Source organism: Pseudocitrobacter corydidari (assembly GCF_021172065.1).
Lineage (GTDB): Bacteria > Pseudomonadota > Gammaproteobacteria > Enterobacterales > Enterobacteriaceae > Pseudocitrobacter > Pseudocitrobacter corydidari.
Genome location: NZ_CP087880.1, coordinates 2,360,616 through 2,375,953, shown reverse-complemented (window position 1 = coordinate 2,375,953; position 15,338 = coordinate 2,360,616). Strand labels below are relative to the sequence as shown.

The 15,338-nt window shown below is 54.9% G+C and carries 15 protein-coding genes; 3 read left to right on the top strand and 12 right to left on the bottom strand.

The window, feature by feature from the left end; genetic code table 11:
- Positions 1-53 precede the first annotated feature (53 nt).
- The 8 genes from ybeD to G163CM_RS11035 all read right to left on the bottom strand — a co-directional run bounded on the left by ybeD (position 54) and on the right by G163CM_RS11035 (position 7,580).
- The gene (ybeD, locus tag G163CM_RS11070; protein WP_015965386.1) at positions 54-317 is read right to left on the bottom strand and encodes a DUF493 family protein YbeD; all 264 of its coding nucleotides are present in this window, start codon (positions 315-317) and stop codon (positions 54-56) included.
- Between the two features lie 104 nt (positions 318-421).
- The gene (dacA, locus tag G163CM_RS11065) at positions 422-1,621 is read right to left on the bottom strand and encodes a D-alanyl-D-alanine carboxypeptidase DacA (protein WP_015965385.1); all 1,200 of its coding nucleotides are present in this window, start codon (positions 1,619-1,621) and stop codon (positions 422-424) included.
- 146 nt (positions 1,622-1,767) lie between these two features.
- Positions 1,768-2,868, bottom strand: coding sequence for an endolytic peptidoglycan transglycosylase RlpA (rlpA, locus tag G163CM_RS11060; protein ID WP_231828202.1), 1,101 nt, complete (start codon positions 2,866-2,868; stop codon positions 1,768-1,770).
- A 10-nt stretch (positions 2,869-2,878) separates the two neighbouring features.
- Positions 2,879-3,991 carry a peptidoglycan glycosyltransferase MrdB gene (mrdB, locus tag G163CM_RS11055; RefSeq protein ID WP_015965383.1) on the bottom strand — a complete coding sequence of 371 codons (1,113 nt, stop codon included), beginning with the start codon at positions 3,989-3,991 and terminating at the stop codon, positions 2,879-2,881.
- Positions 3,992-3,993: 2 nt separating this feature from the next.
- The gene (gene mrdA / locus G163CM_RS11050) at positions 3,994-5,895 is read right to left on the bottom strand and encodes a peptidoglycan DD-transpeptidase MrdA (RefSeq protein ID WP_231828201.1); all 1,902 of its coding nucleotides are present in this window, start codon (positions 5,893-5,895) and stop codon (positions 3,994-3,996) included.
- Positions 5,896-5,922: 27 nt separating this feature from the next.
- On the bottom strand, positions 5,923-6,390 hold the full coding sequence (gene rlmH, locus G163CM_RS11045) for a 23S rRNA (pseudouridine(1915)-N(3))-methyltransferase RlmH (protein WP_108473933.1): 468 nt from the start codon (positions 6,388-6,390) through the stop codon (positions 5,923-5,925).
- Positions 6,391-6,393: 3 nt separating this feature from the next.
- The gene (gene rsfS / locus G163CM_RS11040) at positions 6,394-6,711 is read right to left on the bottom strand and encodes a ribosome silencing factor (RefSeq protein WP_041686290.1); all 318 of its coding nucleotides are present in this window, start codon (positions 6,709-6,711) and stop codon (positions 6,394-6,396) included.
- A gap of 257 nt (positions 6,712-6,968) precedes the next feature.
- Positions 6,969-7,580 (bottom strand): adenosylcobalamin/alpha-ribazole phosphatase, encoded by a 612-nt coding sequence (locus G163CM_RS11035; protein ID WP_015965379.1) that lies wholly within the window; start codon positions 7,578-7,580, stop codon positions 6,969-6,971.
- Positions 7,581-7,640: 60 nt separating this feature from the next.
- Between G163CM_RS11035 and cobD the strand changes: the two genes are divergently transcribed.
- Positions 7,641-8,735, top strand: coding sequence for a threonine-phosphate decarboxylase CobD (cobD, locus tag G163CM_RS11030; protein WP_231828200.1), 1,095 nt, complete (start codon positions 7,641-7,643; stop codon positions 8,733-8,735).
- Here the strand turns inward: cobD and nadD are convergent.
- Genes nadD through leuS form a run of 4 tightly spaced genes read right to left on the bottom strand, consistent with a single transcriptional unit; the run spans position 8,710 to position 13,562 of the window.
- The gene (gene nadD, locus G163CM_RS11025) at positions 8,710-9,351 is read right to left on the bottom strand and encodes a nicotinate-nucleotide adenylyltransferase (RefSeq protein WP_231828199.1); all 642 of its coding nucleotides are present in this window, start codon (positions 9,349-9,351) and stop codon (positions 8,710-8,712) included. The two genes, cobD and nadD, sit on opposite strands and share 26 nt — an antisense overlap.
- 1 nt (position 9,352) lies before the next feature.
- On the bottom strand, positions 9,353-10,384 hold the full coding sequence (gene holA / locus G163CM_RS11020) for a DNA polymerase III subunit delta (protein WP_231828198.1): 1,032 nt from the start codon (positions 10,382-10,384) through the stop codon (positions 9,353-9,355).
- The gene (lptE, locus tag G163CM_RS11015) at positions 10,384-10,965 is read right to left on the bottom strand and encodes an LPS assembly lipoprotein LptE (protein ID WP_231828197.1); all 582 of its coding nucleotides are present in this window, start codon (positions 10,963-10,965) and stop codon (positions 10,384-10,386) included. The genes holA and lptE overlap by 1 nt, the downstream gene beginning before the upstream one ends.
- 14 nt (positions 10,966-10,979) lie before the next feature.
- Positions 10,980-13,562 (bottom strand): leucine--tRNA ligase, encoded by a 2,583-nt coding sequence (leuS, locus tag G163CM_RS11010; protein WP_231828196.1) that lies wholly within the window; start codon positions 13,560-13,562, stop codon positions 10,980-10,982.
- 223 nt (positions 13,563-13,785) lie between these two features.
- Between leuS and G163CM_RS11005 the strand changes: the two genes are divergently transcribed.
- On the top strand, positions 13,786-14,268 hold the full coding sequence (locus tag G163CM_RS11005; RefSeq protein WP_231828195.1) for a zinc ribbon-containing protein: 483 nt from the start codon (positions 13,786-13,788) through the stop codon (positions 14,266-14,268).
- Positions 14,269-14,373: 105 nt separating this feature from the next.
- Positions 14,374-15,330 (top strand): hypothetical protein, encoded by a 957-nt coding sequence (locus tag G163CM_RS11000; RefSeq protein WP_231828194.1) that lies wholly within the window; start codon positions 14,374-14,376, stop codon positions 15,328-15,330.
- Positions 15,331-15,338: the final 8 nt, after the last annotated feature.

Genomic DNA, 15,338 nt, shown 5'->3' with positions numbered 1-15,338 from the left:
AGTATATCACAAACAATTAACGTTACCCGGCAGGCCGGGTAACGTGGCAGGGATTACAGCACCATACGAACAATTTCGATATTGCCTAACTCTTCGTACAGCGTCTCCACTTGCTCAATATGCGTCGCGTTGATGGTAATGGACACCGAGTGGTAGTTGCCTTTGCTGCTCGGTTTTATCTGCGGAGAGTAATCACCAGGCGCATGGCGCTGTACCACTTCCACCACCTGGTCAACCAACTCAGGTTTCGCCAGACCCATCACTTTGTAAGTAAAGGGAGTCGGGAATTCAAGCAGTTCGTTCAGTTTGGTTTTCATGTCAGCTCCAGTGGTAAAAAGAACAACTCCCGCCGGACAGGCGGGAGTTGCTTAACGTTACATAGTATATGGGGATCGAAATCACACTTTCAAGTGGGTGATTTTTAACCAAACCAGTGATGGAACATTAATTTAATGTAATCAATGATTTTGCCGAAGAAGTTACCTTCCGGAATTTCCTGCAGCACCACCAGCGGACGCTGTTCAATTGTTTTGCCATCCAGCTGGAAGTTAATGGTGCCCACGACCTGGTTTTTCTGCAGCGGTGCGTGCAGTTCGGTGGAGGTCAGCACATAGCTGGCTTTCAGATCTTTCATGCGCCCACGCGGGATGGTCAGATAAACGTCTTTGTCCACGCCGAGGGAAGCACGATCGCTGTCACCGAACCAGGCGGGCTCAGAGGCGAACTCTTTACCGGCTTTCAGCGGGCTGACGGTTTCGAAGAAGCGGAATCCCCAGGTCAGCAGTTTTTTACTTTCGCTTTCGCGGCCTTTAAAGGTACGCCCACCCATCACCGCGGAGATCAGACGCATCTGGCCTTCGGTTGCGGAGGCCACCAGGTTATAGCCTGCTTTATCGGTGTGACCGGTTTTGATACCGTCAACGTTCAGGCTGTTATCCCACAGCAGGCCGTTGCGGTTGGTCTGGCGGATACCGTTAAAGGTGAACTCTTTCTCTTTATAGATGGTGTATTCGTTCGGCACGTCGCGGATCAGCGCCTGACCGATTTTCGCCATATCACGCGCGGAGCTGTACTGACCGTCAGCGTCCAGGCCGTGAACGGTCTGGAAATGAGTGTTTTGCAGACCCAGTGCGCTAACGTAGCTGTTCATCAGACCCACGAAGGAGTCCTGGCTGCCTGCCACGAAGTCGGCCATCGCCACGCAGGCGTCGTTACCGGATTGCAGGTTGATACCGCGGATCAGCTGAGATACCGGAACCTGCATGCCAGGTTTCAGGAACATCAGTGAAGAGCCTTTGAACACCGGGTTGCCGGTGGCCCATGCGTCGTTGCCAATGGTAACCAGATCGGATTCTTTAAATTTACCCGCTTTCATCGCCTGACCGATAACGTAGCTGGTCATCATTTTAGTCAGACTGGCCGGGTCGCGGCGGGCGTCGGCGTTCTGTTCCGCCAGAACTTTGCCTGAGTTGTAGTCGATCAGGATGTAGGACTCCGCGTCAATCTGCGGTACGCCCGGGATCATGGTTTTGATGTTTAAATCATCGGCATGGGCAGCGGAGGTCAGTACGGCGACTGAGAGCGCTGGGATAAGTAAGCAAGCAGAAAGAGAGGTCTTCATGGTCAGAACAACGACGTCCGTTTATGGAATTAAAAAAAGTGCCTTACTATAGCAAATGCAGTACGGGCAGGCATCCGACATCGTATACGACTTTGTTAATGACTTTTACATTCATTAGCAAACGGTATCGGAAGCCTGGCTACATCTTAGTTGGCGCGAGTGATAAACGATTGCAGCTGGGCTTCGCTCTGCAAACGTTGTTGTAAGGTGCTGGCTTCGCCTTTGCTGCTGAACGGGCCCAGTTGAATACGCCAGACGGCACCGTTCTGCGTGACACGTCCCGGCACAGAGAACTGCTGGCTCAGGCGCTGTTGATACTGTTGGGCACGCGTTTGATCGCTGACGGCACCAACCTGCACTACAAAATCGCCGGTCGCGGCAGGCGTAGCCACGGGTGCAGCGACAGCCGCAGGGGCAGGCGTTGCGGCGGGCGCGGTTACCGGTGCGGCAGTTTGCACGGGTTGGGTTGGCTCGCTGCTTTCCAGCACACCGTTGTTAAGCGGAGTAGGGGCACCGAGGAAACCGCTGCTGCTGACGGGCGCACCCGCGGTGTCTTCAGGTTTCAGCGTATCGTTGCTGATGGCGCGCACATCGCCCTGCGGCACAGAGGCCTGCGGCGCTGATGATGCGCTACCTAACCCACCGCTCAGATCCGGGCGGCTGGGTAAGGCGTAAGTCTGTTTCGCAACGGTTGTACAGGCCATGCCTGGGCCGGAAAGCGTGCCGTCCTGGGCTACGATAATCGGATCGATACGCACTTTGGTGTTGTTTGACGTATTCAAACGATCGGCTGCCGCGCGGGAAAGGGAAATCACGCGATCGTTACCGTACGGGCCGCGATCGTTGATGCGCACGACGATCATTCGCCCATTCGCCAGGTTGGTGACGCGCGCGTAGCTCGGCACCGGTAGCGTTGGGTGTGCGGCGGTAATTTGCGTCGGATCGAACGCTTCGCCCGTCGCCGTCAGATTGCTTCCGGGTTCAGCGTCGTAGATAGCGGCAAAACCCGCCTGGCTGAAGTTGGCAGGATCCTGCACGATTTTGTAGTTTTTACCGTCGCGCTGGTAATCCTGGTTTGCGGTGGCGCTCAGCGGCTCAAAGCGCGGATCGGCCCCGCTGATTTCCACTATCGGGCCATTACATACTGCGGGCTGCGGAACGGTGACGGTTTTTTGTTGCACATCATCATTCGAACAACCTGCCAGCAATCCTGCTGCGATGCAGATCCCCAGCCAAAGCTTTTGCATTGAGCACCTCTTAGACGCTTTTCGACAACATTTTTCTGTGGGTGTGTATCGACATGACGATACCGAACCCGGCCATCAGTACAATAAGGGCCGAGCCCCCGTAGCTGACCAGCGGTAGCGGAACGCCCACCACCGGAAGAATGCCACTTACCATACCAATATTTACAAAGACATAAACGAATAAAATCAGCATCAGGCCACCGGCCATGACGCGGCCAAAGGTAGTTTGCGCCTGGGCGGCAATCCACAGCCCACGCATAATCAGCAGCACGTACAGCGCCAGCAGTACCAGAATGCCAATCAGCCCCAGTTCTTCCGCCAGAACGGCGAAGATAAAGTCGGTGTGACGTTCAGGCAGGAATTCCAGCTGCGACTGGGTGCCGTGCAGCCAGCCTTTGCCACGCAGACCGCCGGAGCCTATCGCAATTTTAGACTGAATAATATGATAGCCCGCGCCGAGCGGGTCTGATTCCGGATCGAGCAGCATCATGACGCGCTGACGTTGATAGTCGTGCATCAGGAAGAACCATAATATCGGAATAAAGGCGGCGATAAGTACTACGGCGATGCCGATAAGTCGCCAGCTCAGGCCGGAGAGGAACAGCACAAATAAACCGGAGAGCAGAACCAGAATGGATGTTCCGAGATCAGGCTGCGCCGCGACCAGCAGCGTTGGCATGAAGATGAGTATTAGCGCGATACCGGTGTTTTTCAAAGACGGCGGGCAGACATCTCGGTTAATAAAGCGAGCGACCATCAGCGGGACGGCGATCTTGGCTATCTCTGACGGCTGGAAGCGCACCACGCCGAGGTCGAGCCAGCGCTGTGCGCCCTTCGAAATCGCGCCGAAGGCATCAACCGCCACCAACAGGATAATACAGAAGATATAGAGCCACGGCGCCCAGCCTTCGTACACGCGCGGCGGGATTTGCGCCATCACCACCATGATAACCAGACCCATGGCGATCTGGCCGATTTTACGCTCCATCATGCCGATGTCCTGGCCGCTCGCGCTCCAGATGACCAGCGAACTGTAGGTCAGCAGCGCCAGCAGGATCAGCATCATGGCCGGATCGATGTGGATTTTATCCCACAGCGATTTTTTGTTCGGATTATCCGTCATGTTTATTGGTCCTCCGCCGCCGATGCGGCCGGATTTTCGGCTGGTAAATCGGTGTTGTTATCGCCAAGCATAATGTGGTCGAGAATTTGACGCATAATCGTCCCTACTACCGGGCCTGCGCCGCCGTTCTCCAGAATAATGGCAACGGCAACTTTCGGATCGTTGTACGGCGCGAAAGCGGTCATCAGTTTATGGTCGCGAAGACGCTCGGCAATTTTATGCGCGTTATAGGTTTCATTCGCTTTCAGGCCGAATACCTGCGCGGTACCGGACTTGGCCGCAATTTTATACGGCGCGCTGGCGAAGTATTTATGCGCGGTACCGTTGCCACGGTTGGCAACGCCATACATCCCGTCTTTGGCGATTTCCCAGAAGCCGGAATGAATATCACCGACCGGCGGTTCATGTGGCTGCTCCCAGGGGATCTGCTTCCCGGCTTCGGTGGTGCTCATCAGCAGATGCGGCACTTTCACCACGCCATCGTTAATCAGGATCATCAGCGCTTTGCTCATCTGAATCGGCGTTGCCGTCCAGTAGCCCTGCCCGATACCGACCGGAATGGTATCGCCCTGATACCACGGCTTTTTAAAGCGCTTCTGCTTCCATTCACGGGTCGGCATATTACCAGAGCGCTCTTCCGCAAGGTCGATGCCCGTGTAATGGCCATAGCCAAATTTCCCCATCCACTCGGACAGGCGGTCAATACCCATGTCATAGGCGACCTGATAGAAGAAGGTATCCGCGGATTCTTCCAGCGCTTTCGTTACGTTCAGGTGGCCGTGGCCCCATTTTTTCCAGTCACGATAGCGTTTTTCAGAGCCTGGTAACTGCCACCAGCCGGGGTCAAACAGGCTGGTATTGCGGGTGATCACCCCTGCGCTGAGCGCGGATACGGACACGTACGGTTTAACGGTCGAGGCGGGCGGGTAAACCCCCTGGGTGGCGCGGTTAACCAGCGGCGTATTCGGGTCGTTCAGCAGCCCGGAGTAATCTTTGCTGGAGATACCATCGACGAACAGGTTTGGGTCATAGCTTGGCATGGAAACCAGCGCCAGAATGCCGCCCGTACGCGGGTCGGTAACCACGACTGCCGCACGGCTGCCGGCCAGCAGCGTTTCGATATACTGCTGCAGCTTAAGATCGAGCGTCAGGTGGATATCATGCCCGGCCTGTGGCGGCACTTCCTTCAACTGACGGATGACGCGCCCACGGTTGTTGACCTCAACTTCTTCATAACCGGTCTGGCCGTGCAGCACATCTTCGTAATAGCGTTCGATACCGAGCTTACCAATATCATGCGTTGCCGCGTAGTTTGCCAGCTTGCCGTCTTTGTCGAGCCGCTCTACGTCTTTATCGTTAATTTTTGAGACGTAGCCAATGACGTGGGTGAGGGCGGAACCAAACGGATAGTAGCGGCGTTTATAGCCTTTCACTTCCACGCCGGGGAAGCGGTACTGATTCACCGCAAAGCGCGCCACCTGAACTTCTGTCAGGTTGGTTTTCACCGGGATAGACGTAAAGCGATGCGAGCGCGAGCGCTCCTTTTTGAAATTGGCGATGTCGTCATCGTTAAGATCGACCACGCCGCGCAGCGCTTCGAGCGTGTCCTGCACGCTGTCGACTTTTTCCGGCATCATCTCCAGTTGGTAGATGGTGCGGTTGAGCGCCAGCGGGGTACCGTTGCGATCGTAGATAATGCCGCGGCTTGGCGCTATTGGCACCAGCTTAATGCGGTTCTCGTTGGAACGGGTTTGATAATCGGTAAAACGGACGATCTGCAGATTATAGAGGTTAGCGATCAGCACGCCGGTAAGCAGCAAAATCCCCGTAAAGGCGACCAGAGCCCGGCGCACAAACAGCGCAGACTCAGCCGAATAGTCGCGAAAAGAATTCTGTAGTTTCATTCGCTGCTTAATTTACCCTGGTCATCATTACTCGCGGTGGTAAGGGTGGTTAGTGGTGATGCTCCACGCCCGGTACAGGCTTTCGGCGACCAGCACGCGCACCAGCGGATGCGGCATCGTCAGATTTGAAAGCGACCAGCTCTGTTCAGCGGCGGCTTTGCAGGCCGGAGAAAGCCCCTCAGGCCCGCCAATTAGCAGGCTGACGTCGCGGCCATCCTGCTTCCAGCGCTCCAGTTCGACCGCCAGATGCGGCGTATCCCACGGTTTGCCGGGAATATCGAGCGTGACAATGCGATTTTTACCGGCGGCAGCGAGCATCAGCTCGCCTTCTTTATCGAGAATACGTTTGATGTCCGCATTCTTACCGCGCTTGCCGGCAGGAATTTCTACCAGCTCAAACGGCATGTCTTTCGGAAAACGGCGCAGATATTCGGTAAACCCGGTTTGTACCCAATCCGGCATTTTGGTGCCGACGGCGACCAACTGCAGCTTCACAACTTAACTCCAGAGCTTTTCCAGTTCATACAGGCGACGGCTCTCTTCCTGCATGACGTGGACAATCACATCGCCTAAATCGACAACAACCCAATCGGCGACGTTTTCGCCTTCCACGCCCAGCGGCATTAAGCCCGCAGCGCGAGATTCCTGAACAACATGATCGGCGATAGACATGACATGACGGCTGGACGTGCCAGTGCAGATCACCATGCAATCGGTGATGCTGGATTTACCGTGAACGTCGATAGCCACGATGTCCTGACCTTTCAGGTCATCAATTTTGTCGATTACAAAATCCTGGAGTGCTTTACCCTGCAAGTGTGTTCCCCTTGGGTGTGTGAAGAAAATAGTCGTAGAGCCCGACAGTATACCCGAACTGAAGGCGTTGTCGGGACAAATGTCACCGGACGGGTCGTAAGGCGGGCTATCATCCCATTCATTAATAACGAATGCATCGCCATTTTTGTAAAACAATTTTTGCCAATAGCTGCATCTGGAATGATTCTGGCTGCGGAGAATAACAGTCTGTCGCCGGGTGTCAATGGCTGCGCCGGGCGCAGTGATATAAATCGGGATTATCCCGCTTCTGGCTGCCAGCGCGCGCGGCTATTGAGGACGCGAAGCGTGGTAAACGTGGGCGTAAACTCAATCACGCTCCATGCGCCCTGGTCGATGCGAAAATGCCACATTGCTGATGAAGGCATCTTCAGTAAAAGTGCGGTCAAAAGGCTTAGCACACCCTGATGACTGACCAGCAGCAGGTTCTGGTAATCTAACTCGGGAAGCCTGTCGATAAAGACATTAACCCGCGCAGAGAAAGCCTGGAAGCCTTCGCCGTTGGTGGGGATAGCATTCTGCCAGTCGTTACACCAGGCGTCATAATTGGCTGCGTCTTCAATAACCAAATCACGGTGATGGCGCATCTCCCAGTCGCCAAAAAACATCTCATTGAGCTGAGGGACAATTTCGGGTTGCAGTGGGCTGCTACCCAGCAGCAGGCGGGCCGTTTGCTGCGTACGTTCCAGTTCGCTGCACATCACATGATCAAAAGGCACCTGTTGCAGAAGCGTACCGAGCGTTTCGGCTTGCCCGATGCCTTTCGCCGTCAGCGGGGTAGGCGAGTGGCCGGAGTACAGCCCATCGACGTTTGCCTGGGTTTCTCCGTGACGAACCAGCCAGAGTTTCATTGTGTTTCTCCCTGAATCAACAAACTGAAGTAAGATACTGCTTTTTGGCGGAGAAGTATCATGGCTAAGCTTACCAGCACCCACGGTGGTAACATTCGCGAGGCGGCGCAACTGCTGGGCATTGACCCCGCTTTGCTCGTTGATTTTAGCGCGAATATCAATCCGCTGGGTATGCCGGAACCGCTCAAAGAGGCGCTAATTGCGCAAATTGGCGTGGCGGAACGCTATCCGGATGTGGAGTATCAGCGTCTGCATCAGCAGCTGGCGGCGCATCATGATGTTCCCGCTGCGTGGATTCTGGCCGGTAATGGCGAAACGGAGTCCATTTATACGCTGGCGCAGGGGCTTCAACCGCAGCGAGCGATGCTGGTGACGCCAGGGTTTGCGGAATATCGACGCGCGCTGGCGCAGGTCGGTTGTCAGATCCGCGAATTTTCCCTGTGTGAAGAAGAGGGCTGGCAGCTTACCGAACGCATACTTCCGGCCCTGACCGCTGAGCTGGATTGCCTGTTTCTGTGTACACCCAATAACCCGACCGGGCTTTATCCTGACGCATCATTACTGGCGGCGATTGTCGAACGCTGTCGGGCGCTGTCGATAACGCTGGTGGTGGATGAGGCGTTTCTCGATTTCCTTCCTGATGAACCAGGGCTGATCCCGCAGCTGGGAAATAACCCACATGTCTGGGTGCTGCGCTCGTTGACCAAATTTTATGCCATTCCGGGGCTGCGTCTGGGGTATTTGCTGAACAGCGACGCAGACGCCGTGGCGCGAATGCGTCAGCGCCAGATGCCCTGGTCTATCAATGCGTTTGCGGCGTTGGCGGGGGAGATGGTGTTGCAGGATCGCGCGTATCAGCAGGCAACCTGGCAGTGGCTGGCGCAGGAACGCGATAGTTTGCTGACGCAACTGAGAGGTTTTTCCGGGCTTACGGTCTGGGAAGGGCGCGCGAACTACCTGTTCTTACGCTGTAATGTTCTGGGCCTGGATTTACAGCAGGCGCTGTTGACGCGCCATGTACTCATCCGCAGCTGTGGGAATTATCCGGGGCTGGACGGGCGCTATTACCGTGTGGCGATTCGTAGTCGGGAAGAAAACGCCCGGCTGTGCCAGGCGTTGAATGAGGTATTTAGCGGTACAGGCCCTGTTGCATGATGTATTCCAGCACCGGCGCGGGCATCATTTCATCGCAGGATTTGCCGTTTTGTAATCGCTCGCGAATGATGGTGGCGGAGATATCAAACCACGGGGTCTCTGCAAGGAAGATTTTCCCCGCTGGCTGTTCGTGCAGATCTTCCGAACGTAGCGTCAGCCGATCATCCAGCCACTGCTGATGCTCTGGTTGCTGCATGGTCATCGGATAACCAGGGCGACGCGTCACAATCAGATGTGCGTTATCGAGGATAGTGTCGTACTGATACCAGGTGGGAAACGTCAGCAGTGAGTCCTGGCCGATAATAAACGCCAGCGGCGCTTCCGGCCCTTCTTCGTCACGCCACTCCTTTAAGGTTTGCGCGGTATAAGACGGCATGTCACGGCGCAGCTCACGTTCATCCAGCACAAATAACGGTTTGTCGGCAATCGCCAGTTCCACCATATGTTTGCGCTGATCGCTGGTGGCTTCCGGCTGGGGGCGGTGCGGCGGCACGTTATTCGGCATAATAATAATGCGCGATAACCCTATCTGATTTGCCAGAATTTCTACCGGCTTCAGATGACCATAGTGAATAGGATCGAAGGTACCGCCAAACAGGGCCTGGAGCTTTGTCATATCATCCGTCAATAAATACGTCGGCTAAGGCTTTATGGCAAAGCAGTAGCGACAGGCTTTCCAGTTCAGCCCAGACAGACTGACCATAATCTTGTTTCAGCGTGAGTTCCGCCTGCGTCAGCAGGGTAACCGCCTGACGTAATTGGTCGCCGCTCAGGCGATTAATGGCATCGCCAACCAGACCACGGCGATTCTGCCAGACGCGATGTTTATCAAACAAGGCGCGCAGCGGCGTGTGAGCGCTTTGGCGCTTCAGGTTCACCAGTAAGAGCAGTTCGCGTTGCACGGTACGCAGCAAAATGACCGGCTCACTGCCTTCAAGCCGTAGCTGTTGCAGGATGTGCAGGGCGCGTTTACTTTTTCCCGCCAGCAGGGCATCGACCCAGTGGAAGGGCGTAAAGTGCGCCGCATCATTCACGGCCTGCTCAACGCGCGGCAGCGTCAGTTTGCCGTCCGGCCACAGCAGTGATAAACGCTCCAGCGCCTGCGATAACGCCAGCAGGTTGCCTTCGTAGCAGTAACACAATAGCTGGCTGGCAGGTTCATCTAACTGAAGATTGAGCTGTTTCGCGCGCGTCGCTAACCAGCGGGGAAGCTGGGCCTGTTCTGGCGTCTGACAGCTCACCTGAACGGCATTGCTGGCAAGAGACGTCACCCAGGTCGCATTCTCCTGCGCTTTGGTGAGCTTATTGCCGCGAACAATAAGCAACAAATCGTCATGTAGCAGAGAAACCAGGCGTGCCAGCTGTTCGTTGATGGCGGCGTTCGGGCCGTTTTCCGGCAGCAGTAGCAGCAGCGTCTGGCGGCTGGCGAACAGACTCAACGCCTGACTCAGCGAGAAGATCTCGTTCCAGTCGGTGCTGGCATCGAGGGAGAAGGTGTGGTGCTCGGTAAAGCCCTGTTCCGTGGCTACATGGCGCACAGCGTCCTGACTCTCCTGGAGCAGCAACGGATCGTTACCGAGCAGCAGATACGCCGCGCGCAGCCCTTCAGAGAGCTGCGCGCGGAGTTGTTCCGGATACAACCGAATCATCAGTTACCCAGAGTGGTGGAGACGCGGCCAGGACCAATCGGCGATTCTTCCGCCATTGGAACGGTATCTGGCGCCGTTTTACTGTCGGCGATGTGTACGCTCGGCAGTTTACGGATCAGCTGTTCGGCCGCTTTATCGTACATTTCGTTGATGATAATCGTCTGCTCGGCATCTTTCGCCAGCGCGCGCTGCGGGTTATCGAAGAACGAACGGTACACTTTGGTCGAGATCGGGAAGATATCCTGACCCGGGATCAGCACCGACGCGCGGACGGTTAATACCATCTGGTATTCCGCCGTCTGGCCGTTCTGGAACACGGATGCGGTATCTTTCGAAATGCTGGAGCTGATAATACGCAGCGACGGCACATCTTTACGCAGAGTGCTGTCTTCCAGCAGGGTGATGTCGTTCAGGCGCAGCTGATTACGTACCGCACGGCTTAACGGGCCGTTCGGATCGCCGGACTGGAAGATCATCGTTTTCATTTCGCTGGGAACCTGCGTAGTGCTACGCAGATGCCAGCCGCATCCGGCGGTGACCAGCACCGCCAAAGATAACAACAGAGTTGTCAGATATCGCACGCTTCCTCCCGCGCTTAGCCCACGACCAGGTTAAGGAGTTTACCCGGTACGTAAATCACTTTACGCACGGTAACGCCATCAAGGTATTTCGCCACCAGGTGTTCCTGGCCTGCACGTTCACGAACCTGTTCTTCGGTTGCGTCAACGGCCACGGTGATTTTACCGCGCACTTTACCGTTCACCTGGACGACGACCAGCGTGGTGTTTTCTACCATCGCTTTTTCGTCAGCCACCGGCCACGGTGCGTTGTCGATATCGCCAACACCTCCCAGTTCACGCCACAGGGTGAAGCTGGCGTGCGGCGTGAACGGGTTGAGCATACGCACAACCGCCAGCAGCGCTTCCTGCATCAGGGCGCGATCCTGCTCGCCTTCCACCGGCGCTTTCGCCAGTTTGTTCATCAGCTCCATGATCGCCGCGATCGCGGTGTTGAAGGTCTGACGACGACCGATATCATCGGTGACTTTGGCGATAGTTTTATGAACGTCGCGGCGCAGGGCTTGTTGATCTTCGCTCAGCGCATCCACATTCAGCGCCGCAACCGGGCCCTGAGAAGTGTGTTCGTAAACCAGTTTCCAGACACGTTTCAGGAAGCGGTTAGCCCCTTCGACGCCGGATTCCTGCCATTCCAGGGTCATATCGGCCGGGGAAGCAAACATCATAAACAGACGAACGGTGTCTGCGCCGTAGCGCTCAACCATCACCTGCGGGTCGATACCGTTGTTTTTGGACTTGGACATTTTGCTCATGCCGGTATACACCAGCTCATGGCCCGCCGCGTCCTTCGCTTTCACGATACGACCTTTCTCGTCACGTTCAACGATAGCATCAACCGGGGAAACCCAGTTACGCTCGCCGTTCGCGCCAACATAGTAGAAGGCATCAGCCAGCACCATGCCCTGACACAGCAACTGTTTAGCCGGTTCGTCAGAGTTCACCATTCCCGCATCGCGCATCAGTTTGTGGAAGAAGCGGAAGTAGAGCAGGTGCATGATGGCGTGTTCGATACCGCCAATGTAGATATCCACCGGCAGCCAGTAGTTGGCCGCGTCGGAATCCAGCATGCCTTCCTGATACTGCGGGCAGGTGTAGCGCGCGTAGTACCATGAAGATTCCATAAAGGTGTCAAAGGTGTCGGTTTCACGCAGCGCAGGCTGACCGTTAACGGTGGTTTTTGCCCACTCCGGGTCAGCTTTGATTGGGCTGGTGATGCCGTCCATAACCACATCTTCCGGCAGGATAACCGGCAGCTGATCTTCAGGCGTTGGGATAACGGTACCGTCTTCAAGGGTTACCATCGGAATCGGCGCGCCCCAGTAACGCTGACGGGAAACACCCCAGTCGCGCAGACGGTAGTTCACTTTACGTTCGCCGACGCCCATCGCGGCCAGTTTGTCGGCGATGGCGTTAAAGCCCTCTTCATAGCTCAGCCCGTCGAATTCGCCGGAGTTGAACAGGGTGCCTTTTTCAGTCAGCGCTTGCTCGGAGAGGTCCGGTTCCGAACCGTCTGCGGCCAGGATAACCGGCTTGATGTTCAAACCGTATTTGGTGGCGAACTCGTAGTCGCGCTGATCGTGACCCGGTACGGCCATGACGGCACCGGTGCCGTATTCCATCAGAACAAAGTTAGCCGCCCATACCGGAATCGCTTCGCCGGTCAGCGGATGAATCGCTTTAAAGCCGGTGTCGACGCCTTTTTTCTCCATGGTCGCCATATCGGCTTCGGCCACTTTGGTGTTACGGCATTCATCAACGAAAGCCGCCAGCGTCGGGTTGTTGACAGCAGCCTGCTGGGCCAGCGGGTGACCTGCGGCAACAGCCAGGTAAGTACAACCCATAAAGGTGTCTGGACGGGTGGTGTACACGGTCAGCTTGTCGGCGTAGTCGTTTACGTCGAAGGAGATTTCCACACCTTCGGAACGGCCAATCCAGTTGCGCTGCATGGTTTTCACCGTGTCAGGCCAATGATCCAGCGTATCCAGGTCGTTCAGCAGTTCGTCAGCGTAAGCGGTGATTTTGATAAACCACTGTGGGATCTCTTTACGCTCTACTTTGGTATCGCAGCGCCAGCAGCAGCCGTCGATAACCTGTTCGTTCGCCAGAACGGTTTGGTCGTTCGGGCACCAGTTGACCGCAGAGGTTTTCTTGTAGACCAGGCCTTTTTTATACAGTTCGGTGAAGAATTTCTGCTCCCAACGGTAATATTCCGGGGTACAGGTCGCCAGCTCGCGGCTCCAGTCATAGCCGAAGCCCAGCATTTTGAGCTGGTTTTTCATGTAGGCGATGTTGTCATACGTCCACGGAGCCGGTGCCGTATTATTTTTAACCGCAGCACCTTCTGCCGGCAGACCAAACGCATCCCAACCAATCGGTTGCAGTACGTTTTTGCCCAGCATGCGCTGATAACGGGCGATCACGTCACCGATGGTGTAGTTACGCACGTGGCCCATGTGTAGTCGACCAGAAGGATAAGGAAGCATCGACAGGCAGTAATACTTCTCTTTGCTCTCGTCTTCAGTTACTTCAAAGGTACGCTTCTCGTCCCAATGTTGCTGGACTTTCGATTCTATCTCTTCCGGGCGGTATTGCTCTTGCATGGCAGCCAGTGGTCCTGTTTTCAATACAGCTACAATGTAGCCAATGGATGTGGTAATCAGATCCGCATAGCATAGCCCAAAGCGCATCGTCAAAACAGCCTTTCACACATTATGGCGGTGAAAAGCCCGGACACTGATTTACGAACTCTGTGGGGTAGCTGACAGAGTAGTAAAGAAATAAGGTCTATTATAAGAGTAGGTTAACTGCCCGGGAGAGGAAACAATGAACAAGGTTGCTCAATTTTACCGCGAACTGGTGACGACGCTGACCGAACGTCTACGCAACGGTGAGCGTGATATCGATGCGCTGGTGGAACAGGCGCGTGCGCGGGTTGCTCAGACCGGCGAGTTAACGCGAACCGAGGTGGACGAACTGATTCGTGCGGTCAGGCGTGACCTGGAAGAGTTCGCTATGAGCTACAGCGAAAGTCAGGACGACGAAGAAGACAGCGTATTTTTACGCGTCATCAAGGAGAGTATCTGGCAGGAGCTGGCGGACATCACCGATAAAACGCAGCTGGAATGGCGCGAAGTCTTCCAGGATCTCAATCACCACGGCGTGTATCACAGCGGTGAGGTGGTAGGGCTTGGCAATCTGGTGTGTGAGAAGTGTCATTTCCACCTGGCTGTGTATACGCCGGATGTGCTGCCGCTGTGCCCGAAATGCGGGCATGACCAGTTCCAGAGAAGGCCGTTCGAGCCGTAAGGATTTGCTTTTTCGTTTAGCAGGATTATGCTGCCACAGTGATAAAGGTGTTCCGCGAGGAACGCCTTTATTTGTATTTGGGGATATATAAAGGAAAAAAATAACATGGAATGGTTCTATTCACTATTTTGCAGGGTTGGTCTTATTCTGTTTATAGGCGTGATGTCTGTACCCGTTCTTGCTGAATCCACCTTGACAGCTAAAGATGAACAGCAAATTCGGCAGCTGATGTTTCGCTGGAATGATGCATTAAATAAAACGCCTGACGCACAGCCGCAGTTTCTCTATTCCTCAAAAGTGATGTGGTATGGGCGGTCACTTTCCATCCAACAGGTTCTGGCACAAGAACAAGCGTATCTTGCTAAAAATAAAGGCTATTTTCAGGAAATTATCAGCACGTTAAATATTCACCCTGTCGAACAGGCGGACAACCTTTTTGAGGTGAGTTTTGTCAAACGTGCAGGACTGACCCTTGATACGTCAAAGAATTATCCGCAAGAAATGAGGGTGGTAAAAGAAGCTCAGGGATGGCGCATTGTCAGCGAAACGGATGGCATCACGCGCGCTAATCAGAGCAAAGAAGAACGCACTGATATTGCGAGGGGAAAGTTTGACGGCCAGAAACTGAGTTATGTCTGGATGACCGAAGAAGATCCGCGTACGGGAAAAGCATGCCAGCCTTATAACGCTTGCGACTGCGCGTTGTGGAGCAGTGACTTCTGGGTGCAACCTGTGAAAATCCCGCGATGCCTGGCCAACACCGTCGAGACGCTGTCGCACCTGGACGACAGTGGTCGTGACAGAGTCGTCGTGTCTCCGGAATGGTGGAGCAGTAACTCCCGGCTAGTGCATGTCTATGATATTCAGCAGGGGCAGTGGATCCGTGTGCTACCGGTTATTGATAAAAACCTCAATATTCAGGAGGCCGTGAGGGCGGCAGATATTGTGCAGCGATCCGCAGAGCATCCGGGGCAGGTTAACGTCACCCGCGCCGTATGGGATGAGGAAAATGAAGTGACGAAGACGGAAGTCGTCACGCAGACGTTGTGGGAGCTGAAATAAGAGATTTT

Excerpts from the sequence above, each read along its gene's own strand:
- ybeD (WP_015965386.1), bottom strand. The coding sequence starts at position 317 with ATGAAAACCAAACTGAACGAACTGCTTGAATTCCCGACTCCCTTTACT.
- dacA (WP_015965385.1), bottom strand. The coding sequence starts at position 1,621 with ATGAAGACCTCTCTTTCTGCTTGCTTACTTATCCCAGCGCTCTCAGTC.
- rlpA (WP_231828202.1), bottom strand. The coding sequence starts at position 2,868 with ATGCAAAAGCTTTGGCTGGGGATCTGCATCGCAGCAGGATTGCTGGCA.
- mrdB (WP_015965383.1), bottom strand. The coding sequence starts at position 3,991 with ATGACGGATAATCCGAACAAAAAATCGCTGTGGGATAAAATCCACATC.
- mrdA (WP_231828201.1), bottom strand. The coding sequence starts at position 5,895 with ATGAAACTACAGAATTCTTTTCGCGACTATTCGGCTGAGTCTGCGCTG.
- G163CM_RS11035 (WP_015965379.1), bottom strand. The coding sequence starts at position 7,580 with ATGAAACTCTGGCTGGTTCGTCACGGAGAAACCCAGGCAAACGTCGAT.
- cobD (WP_231828200.1), top strand. The coding sequence starts at position 7,641 with ATGGCTAAGCTTACCAGCACCCACGGTGGTAACATTCGCGAGGCGGCG.
- nadD (WP_231828199.1), bottom strand. The coding sequence starts at position 9,351 with ATGACAAAGCTCCAGGCCCTGTTTGGCGGTACCTTCGATCCTATTCAC.
- holA (WP_231828198.1), bottom strand. The coding sequence starts at position 10,384 with ATGATTCGGTTGTATCCGGAACAACTCCGCGCGCAGCTCTCTGAAGGG.
- leuS (WP_231828196.1), bottom strand. The coding sequence starts at position 13,562 with ATGCAAGAGCAATACCGCCCGGAAGAGATAGAATCGAAAGTCCAGCAA.
- G163CM_RS11005 (WP_231828195.1), top strand. The coding sequence starts at position 13,786 with ATGAACAAGGTTGCTCAATTTTACCGCGAACTGGTGACGACGCTGACC.
- G163CM_RS11000 (WP_231828194.1), top strand. The coding sequence starts at position 14,374 with ATGGAATGGTTCTATTCACTATTTTGCAGGGTTGGTCTTATTCTGTTT.